The 18,957-nt window shown below is 71.9% G+C and carries 17 protein-coding genes; 8 read left to right on the plus strand and 9 right to left on the minus strand.

What is annotated here, in order from left to right; translation table 11 throughout:
- Nucleotides 1-103: 103 nt before the first annotated feature.
- The 3 genes from Q9R08_RS20695 to Q9R08_RS20705 all read right to left on the minus strand — a co-directional run bounded on the left by Q9R08_RS20695 (nt 104) and on the right by Q9R08_RS20705 (nt 4,215).
- Nucleotides 104-1,216: a 5-methyltetrahydropteroyltriglutamate--homocysteine S-methyltransferase gene (locus Q9R08_RS20695; protein ID WP_308870168.1), complete on the minus strand. Its 1,113-nt coding sequence runs from the start codon at nt 1,214-1,216 to the stop codon at nt 104-106.
- A gap of 58 nt (nt 1,217-1,274) precedes the next feature.
- A complete protein-coding gene (locus tag Q9R08_RS20700) occupies nt 1,275-2,186 on the minus strand; it encodes a serine hydrolase (RefSeq protein ID WP_308870196.1) in 912 nt (303 codons plus the stop codon).
- Between the two features lie 64 nt (nt 2,187-2,250).
- A complete protein-coding gene (locus tag Q9R08_RS20705; RefSeq protein ID WP_308870170.1) occupies nt 2,251-4,215 on the minus strand; it encodes a M13 family metallopeptidase in 1,965 nt (654 codons plus the stop codon).
- A gap of 144 nt (nt 4,216-4,359) precedes the next feature.
- Here Q9R08_RS20705 and Q9R08_RS20710 point away from each other — a divergent pair, with 144 nt between their 5' ends.
- The 3 genes from Q9R08_RS20710 to Q9R08_RS20720 all read left to right on the plus strand — a co-directional run bounded on the left by Q9R08_RS20710 (nt 4,360) and on the right by Q9R08_RS20720 (nt 8,061).
- The gene (locus tag Q9R08_RS20710; RefSeq protein WP_308870172.1) at nt 4,360-5,679 is read left to right on the plus strand and encodes an MATE family efflux transporter; all 1,320 of its coding nucleotides are present in this window, start codon (nt 4,360-4,362) and stop codon (nt 5,677-5,679) included.
- Nucleotides 5,680-5,776: 97 nt separating this feature from the next.
- Nucleotides 5,777-6,838 (plus strand): NAD(P)H-binding protein, encoded by a 1,062-nt coding sequence (locus Q9R08_RS20715; protein ID WP_308870174.1) that lies wholly within the window; start codon nt 5,777-5,779, stop codon nt 6,836-6,838.
- Nucleotides 6,835-8,061 (plus strand): NAD(P)/FAD-dependent oxidoreductase, encoded by a 1,227-nt coding sequence (locus tag Q9R08_RS20720; protein WP_308870176.1) that lies wholly within the window; start codon nt 6,835-6,837, stop codon nt 8,059-8,061. Before Q9R08_RS20715 ends, Q9R08_RS20720 begins: the two co-directional genes overlap by 4 nt.
- Before the next feature lie 12 nt (nt 8,062-8,073).
- On the opposite strand, the gene Q9R08_RS20725 is transcribed toward Q9R08_RS20720, so the two are convergent.
- On the minus strand, nt 8,074-8,670 hold the full coding sequence (locus Q9R08_RS20725; RefSeq protein WP_308870198.1) for a TrmH family RNA methyltransferase: 597 nt from the start codon (nt 8,668-8,670) through the stop codon (nt 8,074-8,076).
- Between the two features lie 333 nt (nt 8,671-9,003).
- On the opposite strand from Q9R08_RS20725, the gene Q9R08_RS20730 reads away from it, so the two are divergent.
- Together Q9R08_RS20730 and Q9R08_RS20735 are read left to right on the plus strand one after the other, a co-directional pair.
- A complete protein-coding gene (locus Q9R08_RS20730; protein WP_418001386.1) occupies nt 9,004-10,467 on the plus strand; it encodes an Nramp family divalent metal transporter in 1,464 nt (487 codons plus the stop codon).
- Nucleotides 10,468-10,513: 46 nt separating this feature from the next.
- The gene (locus Q9R08_RS20735; protein WP_308870178.1) at nt 10,514-11,149 is read left to right on the plus strand and encodes a metal-dependent transcriptional regulator; all 636 of its coding nucleotides are present in this window, start codon (nt 10,514-10,516) and stop codon (nt 11,147-11,149) included.
- Between the two features lie 162 nt (nt 11,150-11,311).
- On the opposite strand, the gene Q9R08_RS20740 is transcribed toward Q9R08_RS20735, so the two are convergent.
- The gene (locus Q9R08_RS20740) at nt 11,312-12,253 is read right to left on the minus strand and encodes an SDR family NAD(P)-dependent oxidoreductase (protein WP_308870180.1); all 942 of its coding nucleotides are present in this window, start codon (nt 12,251-12,253) and stop codon (nt 11,312-11,314) included.
- Nucleotides 12,254-12,293: 40 nt separating this feature from the next.
- Between Q9R08_RS20740 and Q9R08_RS20745 the strand changes: the two genes are divergently transcribed.
- Nucleotides 12,294-13,103 (plus strand): HAD-IIA family hydrolase, encoded by an 810-nt coding sequence (locus Q9R08_RS20745; RefSeq protein ID WP_308870182.1) that lies wholly within the window; start codon nt 12,294-12,296, stop codon nt 13,101-13,103.
- Nucleotides 13,104-13,274: 171 nt separating this feature from the next.
- Here Q9R08_RS20745 and Q9R08_RS20750 read toward each other — a convergent pair whose 3' ends face one another.
- Entirely contained in the window at nt 13,275-14,309 is a 1,035-nt protein-coding gene (locus tag Q9R08_RS20750) for an aldo/keto reductase (RefSeq protein WP_308870184.1), read from the minus strand.
- Between the two features lie 76 nt (nt 14,310-14,385).
- Between Q9R08_RS20750 and pdxR the strand changes: the two genes are divergently transcribed.
- Nucleotides 14,386-15,840, plus strand: coding sequence for a MocR-like pyridoxine biosynthesis transcription factor PdxR (gene pdxR / locus Q9R08_RS20755; protein WP_308870186.1), 1,455 nt, complete (start codon nt 14,386-14,388; stop codon nt 15,838-15,840).
- A gap of 9 nt (nt 15,841-15,849) precedes the next feature.
- Nucleotides 15,850-16,422, plus strand: a complete 573-nt coding sequence (locus Q9R08_RS20760) for a YdeI/OmpD-associated family protein (protein WP_308870188.1) — start codon at nt 15,850-15,852, stop codon at nt 16,420-16,422.
- Between the two features lie 118 nt (nt 16,423-16,540).
- Here the strand turns inward: Q9R08_RS20760 and Q9R08_RS20765 are convergent, their stop codons facing one another.
- The 3 genes from Q9R08_RS20765 to pyrE all read right to left on the minus strand — a co-directional run bounded on the left by Q9R08_RS20765 (nt 16,541) and on the right by pyrE (nt 18,787).
- Nucleotides 16,541-17,428 (minus strand): RNA polymerase sigma-70 factor, encoded by an 888-nt coding sequence (locus Q9R08_RS20765; protein ID WP_308870190.1) that lies wholly within the window; start codon nt 17,426-17,428, stop codon nt 16,541-16,543.
- Between the two features lie 10 nt (nt 17,429-17,438).
- A complete protein-coding gene (locus Q9R08_RS20770; RefSeq protein ID WP_308870192.1) occupies nt 17,439-18,029 on the minus strand; it encodes a carboxymuconolactone decarboxylase family protein in 591 nt (196 codons plus the stop codon).
- Between the two features lie 179 nt (nt 18,030-18,208).
- The gene (pyrE, locus tag Q9R08_RS20775) at nt 18,209-18,787 is read right to left on the minus strand and encodes an orotate phosphoribosyltransferase (protein WP_308870194.1); all 579 of its coding nucleotides are present in this window, start codon (nt 18,785-18,787) and stop codon (nt 18,209-18,211) included.
- Nucleotides 18,788-18,957: the final 170 nt, after the last annotated feature.

The following is an 18,957-nucleotide window of genomic DNA, read 5'->3' on the forward strand; positions in this document are numbered from 1 at the left end:
CTACGTCCTCGAGTACGTCAGCGCGCGCGCCGGGTCTGGCCGGGCCGGTGCGGGACCACCGGCGAGGCGAGGCGGGCCGGGCGAGAGGCGGGCCGGACGGCGGTCAGCGCCAGACGTCGGCGGCGATGTCGACGACCTCGCGCACCTTGGCCCACTGCTCGTCCTCGGTGAGGACGTTGCCCTCCTCGGTCGAGGCGAAGCCGCACTGCGGGCTCAGCGCCAGCTGCTCGAGCGGCGCGAACGCGGATGCCTCGTCGATGCGCTTCTTGACGGCATCCACGTCCTCCAGCTCGCCGCTCTTGGACGTGATCAGTCCCAGCACGACCGTCTTGTCGCCCTCCGGCAGGAACCGCAGAGGCTCGAAGCCCCCGGCGCGCTCGCTGTCGTACTCGAGGAAGTAGCCGTCATAGGCGGTGTTGCCCAGCAACTGCTCGGCAACCGGCTCGTAGCCGCCCGACGAGATCCAGGTGGAGCGGAAGTTTCCGCGGCAGACGTGCGTCGTGACGACGAGGTCGTCGGGCTTGCCGTCGAGGATGCGGTTGAGGATGCCGGCGTACCGCTCGGCGATGCCGTCGGTGTGGATGCCGCGCTCGCGGGCCTTCTCGAGCTCGACGTCGGAGCAGAGGTACGCCCAGGCGGTGTCGTCGAACTGGAGATAGCGCGCGCCCGCGTCGTAGAACGCGGCGACGGCGTCGCGGTAGGCCTGGACGAGGTCGTCGACGATGGCGTCGCGACCGTCGTACGCCGAGGGGGCGATGTGTCCCGGCTCGAGGCGGAAGTCGAGCACGGTCGGCGCCGGGATGCTGAACTTCGGCACCGCGCCGGTCGTGCGCTCGAGGAGGCTCTTGAGCGAGCGGAAGTGGTCGAGGAACGGGTGGGTGTCGCTGAACCCGATCTTGCCGGTGACCTCGATGCCTCGCGGCTTGGTCTGCACGCCCTGGAACTGGATGCCGTGATCGAGCTCGACGATCTCGACGCCGTCGAGCAGGCCGAAGAAGTCGAAGTGCCACCAGGAGCGACGGAACTCGCCGTCGGTCGCGAGCTTCAGGCCGGCGTCGGCCTCGCGCACGACGAGCTCGGCGATCGCGGTCTCCTCCGCGATGCGCAGCGCGTCGGCATCGATCTGACCGGAGGCGAAGCGGCGGCGAGCCTCCGCGAGTTCGGCGGGACGGAGGAAGCTGCCGACGATGTCGGCGCGGAACGGCGGTGTTGACACCCTTGCGATGGTACGGGATGCCTTCCGGCGTAGGGAAACCCCCGCGTCACAGAACCGCTCAGAACACGTACTCCATGAGGTCCGTGCCGAGCACGCGGAACGCCTCGTGCGCCCGCAGGCGGTGCGAGATCGACAGGTCGTCGAAGCACACGATGAGTGCGTACGACACACCGGCGCGGGGGCCGGCCAGCACTCCCGCCTCTACTCGGACGCCGGCATCCCGGCCGGTCTTGTTGATGAAGAGCAGTCCGTGCTCGTCGTTCTCGTGCGAGAACGGGTCGAGGCCGGTCGCCGAGGCCACGAGGGAGAGGTCGTGGTTGAGGCTCAGCCACTCGGCCACCTGCGCGCTCACGCCCGGCGAGACGACCTGAGAGTTGACGAGGGCCGCGAACACCTCGGCGAGCTCGCGGGCCGAGCCCAACGCGAAGTGCGGGGCGTCGTCGGGGCCGCGCTCGTCGCGGAAGCGGTCGAGCAGCGCGGAGCGCGACAGACCCAGGTCCTCGATGCGGGCGCGCACCGCCGGCAGGCCGACCCGCCGCAGCAGCGCGTTGGCGGCCATGGCGTCGCCGGTCGACGCGGTGAGCACCGCGAGGTCCGACAGCGGCAGAGCGGGCGCCTTCAGGTGCTGCCACACTCCCCCGACGCCGACCGGCTCGAGCTGCGCGCGGTCGATGATCTCGAGCGGCTCGAGCCGCCCGGACTCGAACGCCGCGGCCACCTCGATGAGCAGCGGCACCACGCCGAGCCCTGCCACCGGCAGGGTGACGAAGTCGTCGCCCGAGAGCACGGATGTGCCGCGGTCGAGATCGGTGATCCGCACCGAGATCTTGGCGCCCGATGCGGCGAGATCGTCGAGCGCCTTCAGCGTCGACGTGAACGAACGACGTCCGGCAGCCGCCCTCTTCGGCAGCCGCCGGCCGGTGCTCCGTCGCGCCCCCCGCAGCGACTCGGCGTCCCTTCTGGGCTCGATGCCCACGGAGTTTCCCTCCCGTTGATGTTGTTGCGGGGCGAACGGGCCGCACGCGGCCCGGCCATCACCAGATGGTGACGCGCTGATCCTCGTCGAGCCAGAGAGCATCCGACGGCGTCACTCCGAATGCATCGTAGAACGCGTCGACGTTGCGCACGATCTGGTTGCACCGGAACTCGTTGGGCGAGTGCGGGTCGATCGTCAGCAGACGGATGGTCTCGGCATCCCGCCCCTTCTGCTGCCAGATCTGTCCCCAGCTGAGCAGCAGGCGCTGGATGCCGGTGAAACCGTCCAGCTCCGGCGCCTCGGCATCGCCCAGCGACAGGGCGTACGCCCTGATCGCGATGCCGAGACCGCCGAGGTCTCCGATGTTCTCGCCGATCGTGAGCGCGCCGTTGACGGTGTTCTCGGGCGCGAGGCCCTGCGGCACGAGGGCGTCGAACTGGGCGATCAGGTTCTTGGTGCGCTCCTCGAAAGCCGCACGGTCGTCATCGGTCCACCAGTCGCGCAGCGACCCGTCGCCGTCGAAGCGGCTGCCCTGGTCGTCGAAGCCATGGCCGATCTCGTGGCCGATGACCGCGCCGATGCCGCCGTAGTTGGCCGCGGCGTCGCGTTCGGCGTCGAAGAAGGGGTACTGGAGGATCGCCGCCGGGAACACGATCTCGTTCATCAGCGGGTTGTAGTACGCGTTGACCGTCTGCGGCGTCATGAACCACTCGTCGCGGTCGATGGGCTGGCCGACCTTGGCGAGCTGCCGGTCGTGCTCCCACACGTGGGCGCGGCGGACGTTGCCGACGAGGTCCTCGGCGTCGATCTCGAGCGCCGAGTAGTCCTTCCACTTCACCGGGTACCCGATCTTCGGAGTGAAGGCGTCGAGCTTCGCGAGCGCGCGCTCGCGGGTCTCGGGCGTCATCCACTCCAGCTCGGAGATCGACTGGCGGTAGGCCTCGATGAGGTTGGCGACCAGCTCGTCCATCGCGACCTTCGACGCCGGCGGGAAGTGGCGCTCGACATAGACGCGGCCGATCGCCTCGCCCATCGCGGCCTCGGCGAGGCTGACGCCGCGCTTCCACCGCTCGCGGTTGACCGGCACGCCGGTGAGCTGCGTGCCGTAGAAGCCGAAGTTCTCGGCGACGAACTCGTCCGACAGGAACGGCGCCGCCGAGTGCACGACGGTGAACCGCAGCCATGCCTTCCAGTCGTCGAGGCGGTCCTCGACGAGCAGGGCGCCGAGCCCCTCGAAGAAGCTGGGCTGGTAGACGTTGATCTCGGCGAACGCGTCGGCGTGGTCGGCGGCCGCGCCCTCGCGCCACGGCGTCAGGTCGACGCCGACGAGCGCCTGCACCTCGTCCCACGTCTTGAGGTTGTAGGTCTTGACCGCGTCGCGGCTCGCGACGTTGTCCCAGTGGTGCGTGGCGATCTCGGTCTCGATCGCGACGATGCGATCGGCGGATGCCTCGGCCTCGGCCACGCCGGCGAGCTCCAGGATCCGCTGCACGTGCGCGCGGAAGGCGATGCGCGTCTCCTGGAAGTTGTCGAGGCGGTAGTAGCTCTCGTCCGGCAGCGAAAGGCCGCCCTGGATGAAGAAGGGCACGTACCGCTGCGGATTGCCCGGGTCGGGCTCGATGTAGAGGTGGATGAGCGCCGCGATGCCCTCGCGCTCGAACTCGCCGATCGTGCGGAGGAAGCCGGGGATGTCGGCGACCGCGTCGACACGCGCCAGCACGTCGGCGAGGGGTGCCGCACCCTGCGCCTCGATGCGCTCGGTGTCCATGAAGCTCGTGTAGAGGTCGCCGATCTTGCGGGCCTCGGTGCCGGGCTCGGCCTGCTGCGACTCCTCGACGATCGCGTGCACGTCCTTCTCGGCCTGCTCCGCGATCAGGTGGAACGAACCCCACCTCGCCTTGTCCTCGGGGATCTCGGTCCGATCGAGCCACGAGCCGTTGACGTGGCGGAACAGGTCGTCCTGAGGGCGGATCTCGGCGCTGAGTTCCTCGAGCGCGAGACCGGAGCGGGGGGCGTCGGTCATGCGTTCCAGGGTAGCCGTCCCCAGGTGTGCGAATCCTCGGCGGGGTGCCGATCCGACGCTGTGACCGCATCGTGATGATGACGGATGCCGAAGGCGGCGTCGGAGCGCGCGGCCGGCGTCGGCGGCGCCTCCTAGGCTCGGAGGGTGACGACCGACACCCTGAATCGCGACATCCTGCGGCTCGCGGTGCCGGCGCTCGGCGCCCTGATCGCCGAGCCGCTGTTCCTCATCGTCGACTCCGCGCTCGTCGGGCACCTCGGTGTCGAGCCGCTCGCCGGACTCGGCATCGCGTCCGCGGTGCTGCAGACCATCGTCGGGCTGATGGTCTTCCTCGCCTACTCGACGACCCCGGCCGTCGCCCGCCGGTTCGGCGCGGGCGACCCGTCCCGCGCCGTGTCGGTCGGCATCGACGGCATGTGGCTCGCCCTCGGCATCGGCGCCGTGCTGGCGCTCGTCGGCTATGCGGCCACGCCTGCGCTCGTCGGGCTCTTCGGTGCGACGCCCGAGGTCGCCCAGCAGGCCGAGATCTACCTGGGCATCTCGATGTGGGGGCTGCCGGCCATGCTGGTCGTCTTCGCCGCGACCGGACTCCTCCGCGGCATGCAGGACACGGTGACACCGCTCTGGATCGCGGGCCTCGGATTCGGCGCCAACGCCCTCCTCAACTGGGCGTTCATCTACGGCTTCGGGTGGGGCATCGCGGGCTCCGCCGTCGGCACCGTCGTCGCACAGTGGGGCATGGTCGCCGCGTACGCGGTCGTCGTGGGGCGGCTCGCACGCCGGCACGAGGCATCCATCCGCCCGCAGCGCGAGGGGGTGCGCGGCTCCGCGCGGTCGGGCGGGTGGCTGTTCCTGCGCACGGTGTCGCTGCGGGTCGCGCTCCTCGCGACGGTGGCGGTGGCGACCGGCCTCGGCACCGTCGAGCTCGCGGGGTGGCAGGTCGCGTTCACCATCTTCTCCACCGCGGCGTTCGCGCTCGATGCGCTGGCGATCGCGGCCCAGGCGCTCATCGGCAAGGGCCTCGGCGCCGAAGAGACCGGACTCGTCCGCCGCGTGCTCGGCCGCACGGTGGCGTGGGGCGCCTGGTTCGGCGTGATCACCGGAGCGCTGATCGGCGCGCTGTCAGGTGTGATCGGGCTGCTGTTCACCGGCGACCCCGGCATCGCCGCGCTGGTCCAGCCGGCGCTCATCGTGCTCGCCATCGCGCAGCCGGTCTGCGGCGTGGTGTTCGTGCTGGACGGCGTGCTCATCGGCGCCGGCGACGCGAAGTACCTCGCCATCGTCGGCGTGCTCAACCTGGTGCCGTTCGTCCCCGCACTCGTGCTCGTCGCGGTGCTGCATCCGGTCGGCGCGGCGGGGCTCGCCTGGCTCGCCCTGTCGTTCTTCGGCGTCTACATGCTCGCGCGCCTGATCACCCTCGGCTGGCGAGTGCGCGGATCGGCCTGGCTGACCGCGGGCGCCTGACACCGAAGCCCGCTAGTTCGGACGGACGGTATCAGCGCCGCCCTTGACGACTCCTTGCTCGCATGGCGCGCACTCGGCGACGCCAGGAGGAGCAGACATGTCCGAGACCGGAGCATTCGCGTTCACCGTCCACCCCCGCGCACGTCTGCGCGAGGATCTCGCGCGCGCCTGGCGGCCGCTGGGCCTCGTGCCCGAGCGCGTCTACGACACGGCCCTGCGCCGTCTGCCGCTGCCACCAGTCACGATGGCGGGCGTGCAGATCGGCGGCGAGCGCGTCGGCCACGTCGTGCTGGTCCCGTTCGGCGCCCGGCACCTGCTGTCGGACATCGAGGAGGGGCGACGCCGCGTGAGTCGTGCGGTGGACCGCGCCGCCGCTCTCGGCGCCGACGTCGTCGGCCTCGGAGCGCTGACCGCGACCGTCACCGCCGGCGGCCTCACGCTGCGCGAGCGCACCGACATCGCCGTGACGAACGGGAACGCCTTCACGGCGGCGATCGTGGAGGATCAGATCCGGATGCTGCTGCCTCACGTCTCCTCGCGGACGGGACGGCCGCACGTGGCCATCGTCGGCGCGACCGGCAGCGTCGGCACGGCGGTCACGAAGCTCCTCGCCCGCGACAGCGCCGGCGCGCGGGTGACGCTCATCGCACGCACGGAGGGGCGGCTGAAGGCGCTTGCGGCGGCGATCGCCGACGACGTGGACGTCGATGTCGCCCAGACCATCGACGCGGTCCGCGATGCCGACCTCGTCGTGCTGCTCACCGCGTCCGCCGACACGCTTCTGGGTCCGGAGCACCTGGCGACGGGTGCGGTGGTGCTCGACGCCACGCAGCCTCGCAACACGTCGCCCACTCTCGCGTCGGCCCGGCCCGACGTGCTGGTCGTCGACGGCGGCATCGTCTCGATCCCGAGCCTCCGCCTCACCGGCGGCGAGATCGGCCTGCCGGACGGCCGCTCGTACGCCTGCTTCGCCGAGACGGCGATCCTCGCGCTCTCCGGCCACTCCGGTCATTTCTCGCTGGGCAATCCCACGCTCGAGCAGGTCGACGTCATCCGCGAGCGGGCACGCGGGCTCGCTCGCCTCGGGTTCCACGCCGCGGAGCCGACGAGCTTCGGCAGACCCGTCGCACTCGAAGCGCACTCGGCGGTGATCGCATGACCCGCGTGGTGCTGCTCGGCGGCGGCTACGTGACGCTGCACGCGTATGCGACGCTGGCCCGCCGGCGCGGGCGCGACATCTCGAGCGGTGCGCTCGAGATCGTCGTGATCTCGGCCGATCACGCGCACCGGTTCCACGGCTTCACGGGTGAGCTCGTCGCCGGAATGATCCAGCCCGACCGCGCCGCCACGCCCCTCGCGGAGGCGATGCCGCTCGCCCGCATCATCGACGGCCGTGCGCTGAGCATCGATACCGTCCACCAGTCGGTGTCGTACCGGCGCGGCGAGAACGAGATCGGGGTGCTGACCTACGACCACCTCGTGGTGGGCACGGGAGCCAAGGAACCGGCGTCGGAGGTCGCCGGACTCGAGCAGTACGGCCGCACACTGCGAGGTCCGGACGAGATCGCCGCGCTCGCCGAGCACCTCGGGACGGTTCCGGGAGCGCCCGTCGTCGTGGCCGGGGGCGGGATCGCGGGCGCCGAGCTCGCTGCTGCCATCGCCGACCGCGGGCATCCGGTCACCCTCGTGCACTCGAGGAGCCGGATCCTGGGCGAGTGGTCCGATCAGCCGGGGCTGGTGGCGCGTGCCGAGAAGGAGCTCGACCGTTTGGGGGTGCGCGTGATGCCGGGTGTGCGTCTCGCAGAGGTGACACCGACGACGGCCGTGCTGTCCGACGGCACGACGCTCGCCGCTGCGACCGTCGTCGCGGCGACCGGGCAGCGTCCCGTGTACCTCCCGGGGCTCGATCCGTGGCGGGACGAGCGGGGACGCCTGCGCACCCAGCGAACACTCGCCGTCAGGTACGGCGTGTGGGCCGCCGGCGATGGTGCACGGGTCGAGCACCCGAGGAACGGAGAACCGGTGCCGGCCAACGCGCTGTGGGCCATCAAGGGCGGTGACCACATCGGCCGCGCGATCGCACGGCGACTGGACGGAAAGGCGCCCCGGGCCTTCACGTACGGAGGGCTGGGCCGAGCGGCCTCGTTCGGCTATGGCCGCGGAATCTCGGAGCTTTACGGCGTGCCGTTCACCGGCGCGCTGGCGTGGCTGCTGCGGCTGGTGTTCTTCCTGCGCTTCATGCCGTCGCGGGCTCGCGCGGCCGGGGTCGTGGGCGACCTCGTGCGCTTCGCGGTCACCCCGCGTCCGCGGCGACGGGTGGCCGCTCTTCAGGTAGGGAGACCGTCGACCGTGCATCCGGCCGTGAGCGCGGAAGCGGCGTGAGAATGCCGCGGGTCACGCCCAGCGACGGCACCACTCGTACATGACGACGGCGGCGGCCGCGCTCGCGTTCATCGAGCGGGTCGAGCCGTACTGCTCGATCTGGACGGTGTCGGATGCCGCGGCCAGCGCCTCGGGCGAGAGCCCCGGGCCCTCCTGACCGAACAGCAGCACGCACGCCTCCGGCAGGTCGGCCGCCGGGAGGCGCTTCGACCCCTCGACGTTGTCGATCGCGATCACCGGCAAGGATGCGGCATCCGCCCACTGAACGAACGCCTCGACCGTCTCGTGGTGGCGCACGTGCTGGTAGCGGTCGGTCACCATCGCGCCCCGGCGGTTCCATCGGCGCTTGCCGATGATGTGCACCTCGGCGGCCAGGAACGCATTGGCGCTGCGCACGATCGAGCCGATGTTCATGTCGTGCTGCCAGTTCTCGATCGCGACGTGGAACGCGTGGCGGCGGGTGTCGAGGTCGGCGACGATGGCGTCCATCGTCCAGTAGCGGTAAGCGTCGACGACGTTGCGCGCGTCGCCGTGCGCCAGCAGCTCCGGGTCGTACCGCGGGTCGTCGGGCCACGCGTCGGGTCCACCCGGCCAAGGTCCGACACCCACCGGAAGCGTCGGCTCGACGGTCTCCGCGCCGGATTGCTGGCCGGAGTCGGGCGCGGCGCCCCGCCCGGACTCGTGCGCGGATTCGTGCGCGGAGTCGGGCTCGGTCGCGTCGGGCTCGGTCGCGTCGGGCGGGGTCACGGGCCCAGGCTATCCGCCGTGCCTCAGCTCCTCCCCGACCGCCCGCATGAACGCCGAGCCGCGACGGCGCGTAGTTCCGAGGACTTCGTGCTGGCCCGGCTTGGCCGCAGGCGGGGACGGGATCCCGAGGATTTCCTGCCGGATCTGTCCGCGAAGTCGCTTTTCGGCACACCGAAAAACGACTATGGTTTCGGTGTGCCGAAAACTGCCGAGGACGTCAGGGTGCCACCCGCCACCACCACCCGCCGGTCACTGCCGCGCCTGGCGTGGCTGATCGGTCCCGCGCTGGTGGCAGGCGTCGCGTATCTCGACCCCGGCAACGTGGCGAGCAACATGACGGCGGGCGCCCGCTACGGCTATCTGCTGGTCTGGGTCGTCGTGCTGGGCAACGTCATGGCCTGGCTCATCCAGTACCTCTCCGCCAAGCTCGGCATCGTCACGGGCAAGAGCCTGCCCGAGACGCTCGGTGACCGCATCCGCTCGAAGTGGGGTCGGCGCGCCTACTGGCTGCAGGCCGAGCTCGTCGCCATGGCGACCGACATCGCCGAGGTGATCGGCGGCGCGGTCGCCCTGAACCTGCTGTTCGGCATCCCGCTCCTGTGGGGCGGTGTGATCACCGGCACCGTGTCGATCGCGCTGCTGCTGATCCAGTCGCGCCGCGGCCCCCGGCCGTTCGAGTTCGTGATCATCGGGCTGCTCGCCATCATCGCGATCGGCTTCTCGTTCGGCGTCTTCGTCGCGCCACCCGACGGCGCGAGCGTCGTGGCCGGCCTCGTGCCGCGGTTCGAGGGCACCGACTCCGTGCTGCTGGCCGCCTCGATTCTCGGGGCGACGATCATGCCGCACGCCATCTATGCGCACAGCGCGCTGGCACGCGACCGCTTCGCCCCCCGCGCCGCCGGAGTTCCAGCCACGCCCGGCGGCCTCCCGGGTTCGGGGCGCGCGGCGTCTTTGTGGGGCGCACGGCGTACGCCCCACACGGACGGCACGCGCCCCGAACCCGGCACCGACACGGACATCGGCGCTGCGGCTCCGCTCGGCTACGGGGCCGCGCTCAGCGACCGGTCGGCACCGGACGCGACGCTGGCCGAGCTGCGCGGCATCCCGACCCGGCGCCTGTTGCGCGCGACGAAGTGGGACGTCTCCATCGCGATGCTCATCGCCGGCACTGTGAACCTCTGCATCCTGCTGCTCGCCGCGGCGAACCTGGCCGGCGTGCCGGGTACCGACTCGCTCGAGGGCGCCTACGCCGCGCTCTACGCGGGCCTCGGCCCGCTGGTGGCCACGCTCTTCGCCGTCGGCCTGCTGGCGAGCGGCCTCGCGAGCACGTCGGTCGGCGCCTACGCCGGCGCCGAGATCATGCACGGCCTGCTGCACATCCGCGTGCCGCTCCTGGCCCGCCGGCTCGTGACGCTCATCCCGGCGCTCGTCATCCTCGCGATCGGCTTCGACCCGACGGTGGCACTGGTGCTCAGCCAGGTGGTCCTGTCCTTCGGCATCCCCTTCGCGCTGGTGCCGCTGGTCGGGCTGACCGCGAACCGCGAGATCCTCGGCGGGTTCCGCAACCGTGTGTGGACGACGATCGCCGGCATCGCGGCATCCGTCTTCCTCATCGCGCTCAACGGCGTGCTGCTCTTCCTCGTCTTGTCGGGGGTGTGAGCCTCGCGCCTCGGGCCAGCACGAGGGCGCCCGGTACCCTGAAGCCGTGGCCTCTCCTGCCGTCGACGACTACCTCAAGACGATCTACCACCACACCGAGTGGCAGGACGACCGCATCACGCCGTCGCAGCTGGCCGCCGAACTGGGACTCGCGCCGTCGAGCGTCACCGAGATGGTGCAGAAGCTCGCCGCGCAGGGGCTCGTCACCCACCGCCCGTACGGCCCCATCGCCCTGTCGGACGACGGCGAGCGCCGCGCGGCCGCGATCATCCGCCGGCACCGGCTCATCGAGACGTGGCTCGTGCGGGAGTTCGGCTACGCCTGGGACGAGGTGCACGACGAGGCCGAGGTGCTCGAACACGCCATCAGCGACCGGCTGCTCGAGGGCATCGACGAGCGCCTGGGGCGCCCGCGCTTCGATCCCCACGGCGATGCGATCCCGGATGCCGCGGGCCACGTGCACCGCGAGCCTTTCGTCGTCCTCGGCCGGGCGTCGGCAGGTCACACCGGTCGTGTGCTCCGCGTCAGCGACCGCGACCCGGAGCTGCTGCGGGCCGTGGAATCGGCCGGCGTCGCCGTCGGCGCGACGGTGACCGTCATGTCCGCGGCCGCCCTGCGGATCGGCGAGGCCGAAGTCACGCTCCCTCGCGCCGCCGCCGACGCGGTGTGGCTCAGCGCCTGAGCGACGCGGTGTAGCTCAGCGCCTGACGCTCCTGAAGCCGCAGCGCTCTCAGCCCCGGGCCTCAGCCCCGGTTTCCGCGACGTCCGAGACCTGGGTTGCTCGTGTCCCGAATCCCGGTCGCTGATGTCCCGGCTTCCGGCGGGCGGATGCTCGCAGCGACCGTCAGCGCGCCGCGACCTCGAAGGGCCAGTGCACGCCGGTGGCCGTCTCGGCCACGTCCCAGAGGCGTGCGCCCACCTCGGGGTCGCGCGTGATCTTGGCGGCCGTCTGCCGGCGCGGCTCGCCGCGCGAGCCGGTGCGCGGTCCCCAGAACTCTCCGCCCTCGATCCCGGGGTCGGTGAGCGCGCGTACGAGCGACCAGGCGCCGCGCTCCTTGGACTGCGCGATGGCCGCCTGCAGGTTGTCGCGGAACCGCTTGGCGCGCGAGGGCTCGTTGACCCCGACGATGCCCGGGGTGCGGCCTCCGGTCGAGTAGCCCGGGTGGGCGACGACGCTCGTGACGGGAACGCCTGCTGCGCGCAGGCGCCGGTCTGCCTCGAAGCCGAGCGCGGCCGTCGCGACCTTCGACTGGACGTAGGCGCGCCACGCGGTGTAGCCGTCGGCCAGCTGCGGGTCGACGGGGTCGTACGGCGTGAGCGACGTCGACATGCTGCCGAGCCACACCATCCGGCCCGAGGCATCCGCCAGCGCGGTGAGCAGCTCACCGGCGAGCGCATAGTGACCGAGGGCGTTCGTCGCCAATACCACCTCGTTCCCGTCGATCGTGGTCTCGCGGATCTTCGGCGGGTGGACGATGCCGGCGTTCAGCAGGACGCCGTCGAGACCGCCTTTGCCGCGCACGCTCGCTGCCGCCGAGCGCACCGATGCGAGGTTGCTGGTGTCGAGGATGAGCGGCTCGGTCGCGTCGGTCGCGGCGTCCGGAACCCGTCGGCGGATCGCGGCCCGCGCGGCCGACAGCCGGTTCGGGTGGCGCGCGGACATGAGCACACGTGCGCCCGCGCGCACCAGCTGCTCGGACGCGAAGTAGCCGAGGCCGGCGTTGGATCCGGTCACGAGGTACACGCGTCCGGAGAGGTCGGGAAGGCTCCGGGGGTCCCACGTCACGGCTTCGACCCTACGCCCGCGCGACACCTAGTCTGGACGCATGCGCACGCGGTCCGACATCGAATGCTGGCTCACCGACATGGACGGCGTGCTGGTGCACGAGAACACCCCCGTTCCCGGGGCATCGCAGCTGCTGCAGCAGTGGCGCGACCAGGGCGTGCCCTTCCTCGTGCTGACCAACAACTCCATCTTCACGCCGCGCGATCTGTCGGCCCGCCTGCGCGCCTCGGGGCTCATCGTTCCGGAGGAGTCGATCTGGACCTCGGCGCTCGCGACCGCCGACTTCCTGCGGTCGCAGAAGCCCGGCGGCACCGCGTTCGTCATCGGCGAGGCAGGCCTGACCACGGCCCTCCACGAGGCCGGCTTCATCATGACCGAGACCGACCCCGACTACGTCGTCGTCGGCGAGACCCGCAACTACTCCTTCGAGGCGATCACCAAGGCGATCCGCTTCCTCGTCGCCGGCGCCCGCTTCATCGCGACCAACCCGGATGCGACCGGGCCGTCGACCGACGGCGTGCTGCCGGCCACCGGCGCGATCTCGGCGCTCATCACGAAGGCGACCGGCATGGAGCCGTACGTCGTCGGCAAGCCGAACCCCATGATGTTCCGCTCCGCACTGAACCGCATCGGCGCGCACTCCGAGAACACCGGCATGATCGGCGACCGCATGGACACCGACGTCGTCGCCGGCATCGAGGCGGGCCTGCACACGGTGCTCGTATTGACCGGCATCAGCGACACGGCAGAGATCGCGCGCTACCCGTTCCGGCCCGACGAGGTGCTCGACTCGGTCGCCGACCTCCTCGACGGGGAGCCCGTCGAGTCCGAGGACCCCGAGCTGCTCTGACGCGTCGGCCGCGGCATCCGCGCGTCCGCGGCTGACGTGCTCGACGCACGTCCTCAGTTGAGGAACGGATGCCGCACCCGACGCATCCGCTCGGCCCAGACGCGGCGCGCCCGAAGGTGCGGGGTGAGGTGGGTGCGGGGGCTTCCGCAGCGCCCGCCGCACCCCGTCCCCTCACACCGCGGCCAGCGTGGCGCCGAGGTCCGCCCCGTCGAGGCGCGTGCGCACCTCTGGGTCGAGGACGAGGTCCGCGGCGCCGAGCGCCTCTTCGAGCTGGGCGACGCTCGAGATGCCGACCACCGGGATCACCGGCACCGCCCCGCCGAGCAGCCACGCGAGCGCGACCTGGTTCGGGGTGGCTCCGATCTCGGCCGCGACGTCGTGCAGCACGCGCACGCGGTCGCGGTTCGAGGCGTGGCGCATGGGCGCCCACATCGGCTTGTCGTCCCGCGTGAACGCCCCCTGGTGCAGCGGTGAGTACGCCGTGACGGTCAGCGGCGGGCGACCGTCGATGCCCGCGGCGGCAGCGGCGCCTGCGGCCAGGGAGTCCACGTAGTCGAGCAGCTCGACCGAGACGTCGTTCGTGCGCCCGGCTCCCGGGCTCGGGTACAGGTAGCTGTACCCCTGCTGCACGACGCCGTACGGGTCGACGCCCTGGCGCACCGCCTCCTCACGCGCTTCGACGAGACGCCAGAGCGCGATGTTCGAGATGCCCGCGATGCCGACGAGTCCCTCGCGCTGCAGCTGCCCGAAAGCGGCGACGGTCTCGGCGATCGGGGTCTCGCGGTCGTCCACGTGCCCGTACAGCACGTCGAGGCGGTCGATGCCGAGGTGCTGCAGGCTGAGGCGCGCCTCGCGGGCGACCACTGCGGCCGAGAGCCCCTGGAAGTTCGTCGGCTCGACGTTCTGCAGCGGCAGCGCGGGGTCCTTCTTGGCGGCTCCGAGCTTGGTGGCCAGGCGCACGTCGCCGAGGCCGCCGCGGCGGCGGATCCACTCCCCGAGCACGTCCTCGCTGTCGCGGCCGTGGCCGCCCACCCACGCGTTGTAGTTGTTCGCGGTGTCGACGAACGTGCCGCCCGCGTCGGCGAACCGGTCGAGGATCGCGAGGGATGTCGCGGTGTCGGTGCGCGTGCCGAAGAACATCGTGCCGAGGCACAGGGTCGAGACCTCGAACGAGGTCGACCCGTTGGAGATGGTGCGGTACTGCATGGCGTTCCCTTTCCTGGGATGTGGTGGCGTGCTTCCATCGTGGAACCCGAGCGGTCTGGGAGTACGATCCGATTCCATGACAGAAGTCCAGACCAATTCGGTCGCGTGGGAGACGCTCCTCGACCTGTCAGCCTTCGACGGTCCGCGCCACGTGCGCCTCGAACTGGCGGTGCGGGATGCCATCGCCACCGGCCGGCTGCCCGCCGGTGCGGCACTTCCCCCGAGCCGGCTCCTCGCCGCATCGCTCGGCGTCTCGCGGTGGGTTGTCACCGAGGTGTACGGGCGTCTCGCCGCCGAGGGGATCCTCGATGCCCGCACCGGTTCGGGCACCAGGGTCGCGGCCCGCGTCGGCGTCGCCGCGGCGCGTCCGGAGCCGCAGCCCGTCGAGCCGGAGCGGCGCCCGCGCTTCGACCTCGCTCCGGGCGTTCCCGACCTGCGGCACGCCCCGCGGGCCCTGTGGCTCCGTGCCATGGGCGAGGCGCTGGCCGGCACCCCCGACGCCGAGCTGTTCCGACTCGACGGCGATGTCGCGCCCGCCCGCGATGCCCTCGCCGCGTACCTGTCACGCGCGCGCTTCGCGCGGGCCGATGCCGACGCCGTCGTCGTCACGCACGGCGCCGCCGACGGCATGCGGCGCGTGGCCCGCGCGCTCCGGGGCCTGGGACACCGCGCGCTCCTCGTCGAGGATCCGTCGTGGCATCGCATGCGGCAGGTGGCCGCGGCCGAGAGCCTCGCCTGCGTGCCCGTCCGCGTCGACGAGCACGGCGTCGACGTCGACGCGCTCGTGGCGGCATCCGTCCGCACCGGCGCACGCGCCGCGCTCGTGACGCCGGCGCATCAGTTCCCCGTCGGCGTACCGCTGTCGGCCGAGCGGCGCGAGGGCCTGATCGCATGGGCGCGAGCATGCGACGGGGTGGTCATCGAAGACGACTACGACGCGGAGTTCCGCTACGACCGCCGGCCGATCGGCGCGCTGCAGGCCATGGCTCCCGACCGGGTGGTGCTCGCGGGCAGCCTCAGCAAGACGGCGACCCCGGCACTCGGCATCGGATGGCTGGTGCTGCCGTCGTGGCTCCGCGCCGACGTGCGCGGCATGGGAGCGGCGGCACCTTCGACGATCGACCAGCTGGCGCTCACCCGCTTCCTCACAGCGGGCGGCCTCGATCGCCACCTGCGCGGCGCCCGCGCGCGCTACCGGCGCCGGCGCGAGGCGCTGCTCGCGGCGCTCGCGCAGAGCCTCCCCGACTGCCGGGTGTCGGGCATCGCGGCAGGGCTGCACCTCGTGCTCGATCTGCCCCGCGGCGTGCGCGCGGCCGAGGTCGTACGCGCCGGCGCCGCCCGCGACGTGGCACTCACCGACATACGCCGCTACCGCGTCTCGCCCGACGAGCCCGCACCGGAGCGGCTCGTGCTCGGCTACGGCGATCTTGCCGACCCACTCGTCGACGAGGCCGTGGGGCTGCTCACCGACGCGGTGCGCGAGGTCGCCGCGCGCGAGGTCGCCGCGCGTGGGGTCGGCGCCGCCCGATAGGGTCGCCGCATGGGTGCGCTCGACGACGGCGAGATGGTGGAAGCAGCGGATGCCGCGGCGTGGCGTGCGTGGCTCGACGCGAACCACCGCACCTCCAAGGGAGCGTGGCTGGTGCGGGCGCGGCCCGGCTCGGGGCTCGAGTTCGTCGCCTATGAGGACGCGATCCGGCAGGCGCTGTGCTTCGGCTGGATCGACGGCCCCGTGCGCTCGTTCGACGAGCAGCGCGGCGGGCTCTGGTTCGCGCCGCGACGCTCTTCGAGCGGCTGGGCGGCGACTAACAAGGCGCGGGTCGCGCAGCTCGAGGCCGACGGCCTGCTGACGGAAGCCGGACTCCGCGCCATCGAACTGGCCAAGCAGAACGGCTCATGGACGGTGCTCGACAACGCCGAGGCGCTGCGCGAGCCCGACGACCTCGCCTCAGCCCTCGACGCGTCCCCGGCCGCGCGCAGCGCGTGGGACGCCTTTCCGCCATCGACCCGCAAGATCGGCATCGCAAGCGTCGACTCGGCCCGCCGGCCCGACACGCGCGCCGCGCGCATCGCGAAGGTCGTCGCCGATGCCGCCGAGGGGAGGCGCCCGTGATCTCGTCGACCGAGCAGACACTGCTGCTCTCGATCTCCGCGCTCATCGCACTGACCGCGCTGGTGATCGTGGTCTGGCAGCTGTGGCGCGGGCGAGGCCGCGGCGACTGATCAGGCGATCAGCGCGCGACCTCCGCCTCGGCATCGAGCCAGCCCAGCTTGTCGGGGTTGGCGATCGAGTAGATCCGCGTGATGCGGCCGTCCTCGACGGTCAGGCTGATGACACCGGCGAGCTGACCGTCGAGCTCCACCCGGATCCCGGGCTGACCGTTGACCCAGGCCGCCGACGCCACGATCGTGCCCTCGAGCTTCGAGATCCCGCCGATGAGGTACCGGGCGAGACGCTCGGCGCCGACCACCGGGCGCCGCGCCGCACCCCGCACCTTGCCGCCGCCGTCGGCGACCGACACCACCTCTGGCGCGAGCACGTCCATCAGCCCCTGCAGATCGCCCGTGTTGAGAGCGGCGACGAGCCGTTCGACCGCCTCCTCATGTTCCGCGGGCACCACGCGCACACGCGGGCGCCGGGCCGCGACATGGTCCTTCGCCCGGTGCGCGATCTGCCGCACGGCCGCGGGCGTCTTGCCGACGGCATCCGCGATCTCGTCGTACGGCACGTCGAACACCTCGCGCAGGACGAACACCGCCCGCTCGGCGGGACCGAGCGTCTCGAGCACGGTGAGCATCGCGATCGAGAGGTTCTCGGCGAGCTCCACGTCTTCCGCGACGTCAGGACTGGTGAGCAGCGGCTCGGGGAGCCACTCGCCGACGTAGTCCTCTCGGCGCCGCGACACCGCGCGCAGGTGGTTGAGCGCCTGGCGCGTCACGATGCGCACCAGGTAGGCGCGCGGCTCCTGCACCGTGTCGTGGTCCACCGCGGCCCAGCGCAGCCACGACTCCTGCAGCACGTCCTCGGCGTCGGCCGCCGAGCCGAGCATCTCGTACGCGACCGTGAACAGCAGGTTGCGGTGCTCCAGGAACGGATCGTCGATGTGAGCGGTGCTCATGACGGCGAGCCTACGCGCGGGCCGCGACGGCCGGTCGCTGGGCCAGCGGCGGCAGGCCGCAGGAATCAGCGAACTGCTCGGAGCGGATGCCGAGCGCCACGTTCATGCGGGCCGACATGTTCATGAACGCGACCCGCGCGGCGAGCTCGATGAGCCCTGCTTCGCCGAGCTGCTCGAGCAGTGCGGCCGAAAGCTCATCGGTCACCGCCGGCGGCGTCTGGCTCGCCGCCTCGGCGTACTCCATCACCTGGCGCTCGAGCGGCGTGAAGACCGCCGAGTCGCGCCAGCGCGGGACCTCGCGCACCTTGGCCGCGTCGATCCCGCGGTTGTGCGACGCGAAGTAGTTGAAGTCGAGGCAGAAGCTGCAGCCGATGGTCGCTGCCGCCGCCATCGCGGCGTACGTCGCGAGGTCCGGGTCGAGCTCGTGCCAGTGCTCGACCTTCTGCCCGATGCCCATCGCGTCCTTCATGACGGCCTTGTGATGCCACAGCACGCCGACCGAGTCCGGCACACGGCCGATCATCTTCCGGGCCGCCGCCTTGACCAGGGCGCCGTAGACGCCGGTGACCTCGGTCGCGGGGATGCGGGTCGTCTCAGTCATGTCTTCCTCCGTGTCGTGGGAACGAGTCCTTCGACATGGAGACACCGCCCGGAGCCGCCCTGTGACATCCCGGCGGAAATGACGAGCGGGCGCGGCGAGTTGCGGCGAGCGCTGCGTCGCGCGACGCGCGCCGCGCGCCGGACACAGCCGCGCTCCGTCGCTCGGGGTTCCGCCCGGCGCTACTGCGGTTCGAGCCCGAGGTCGTCGAGGTCGATCGCCGCCAGCCACTGCAGGCCCTCGGCCTCGACGGCGGCCTGGGCGCCGGTCTTGCGGTCGACGATGACGGCGACGGCGACGGGCTCCGCACCCTCGCGGCGCAGCGCCTCGACGGCCTTGAGTGCGGACTGACCCGTGGTCGAGGTGTCTTCCAGCACGACGACGCGCTTGCCCGCGACATCCGCCCCCTCCACCTGGCGCCCGCGACCGTGGTCCTTGGGCTCCTTGCGCACCACGAACGCGTCCAGCGGCATGTGCGTGCGCGCCGACTCGTGCATCACGGCGTTCGCGATGGGGTCGGCGCCGAGCGTGAGCCCGCCGACCGCGACGATGCCGTCGACGTCGCGGATGAGGTCGAGCATGATGCGTCCGATGGACGGCGCCGCGCGGTGGTCGAGGGTGAGCTTGCGCATGTCGACGTAGTACGTCGCCTTCTTGCCGCTCGAGAGCGTGAAGTCGCCGTGGAACACCGCCTCGTCCTGGATGAGGGCGATCAGGTACTGGCGATCGGCTTCGAGCGCGGGCGTGGAGGCGACGGTCATGACGTCGAGTCTATTGAGGGGACGGATGCCGCGCCGGGTGTCGCCGACCGGCAGCGACGCGGTCGGCCGCCCCAGCCACGCGGATCGGATGCCGCCCGCCGCTCACTCCGGCAGCGGGCGGCCGGTGAGCGCGGCCGCTTCGCGCGCCGCAGCTCGCGCCGCCACCGCAT

It is taken from the genome of Microbacterium psychrotolerans (assembly GCF_031085295.1).
Lineage (GTDB): Bacteria > Actinomycetota > Actinomycetes > Actinomycetales > Microbacteriaceae > Microbacterium > Microbacterium psychrotolerans.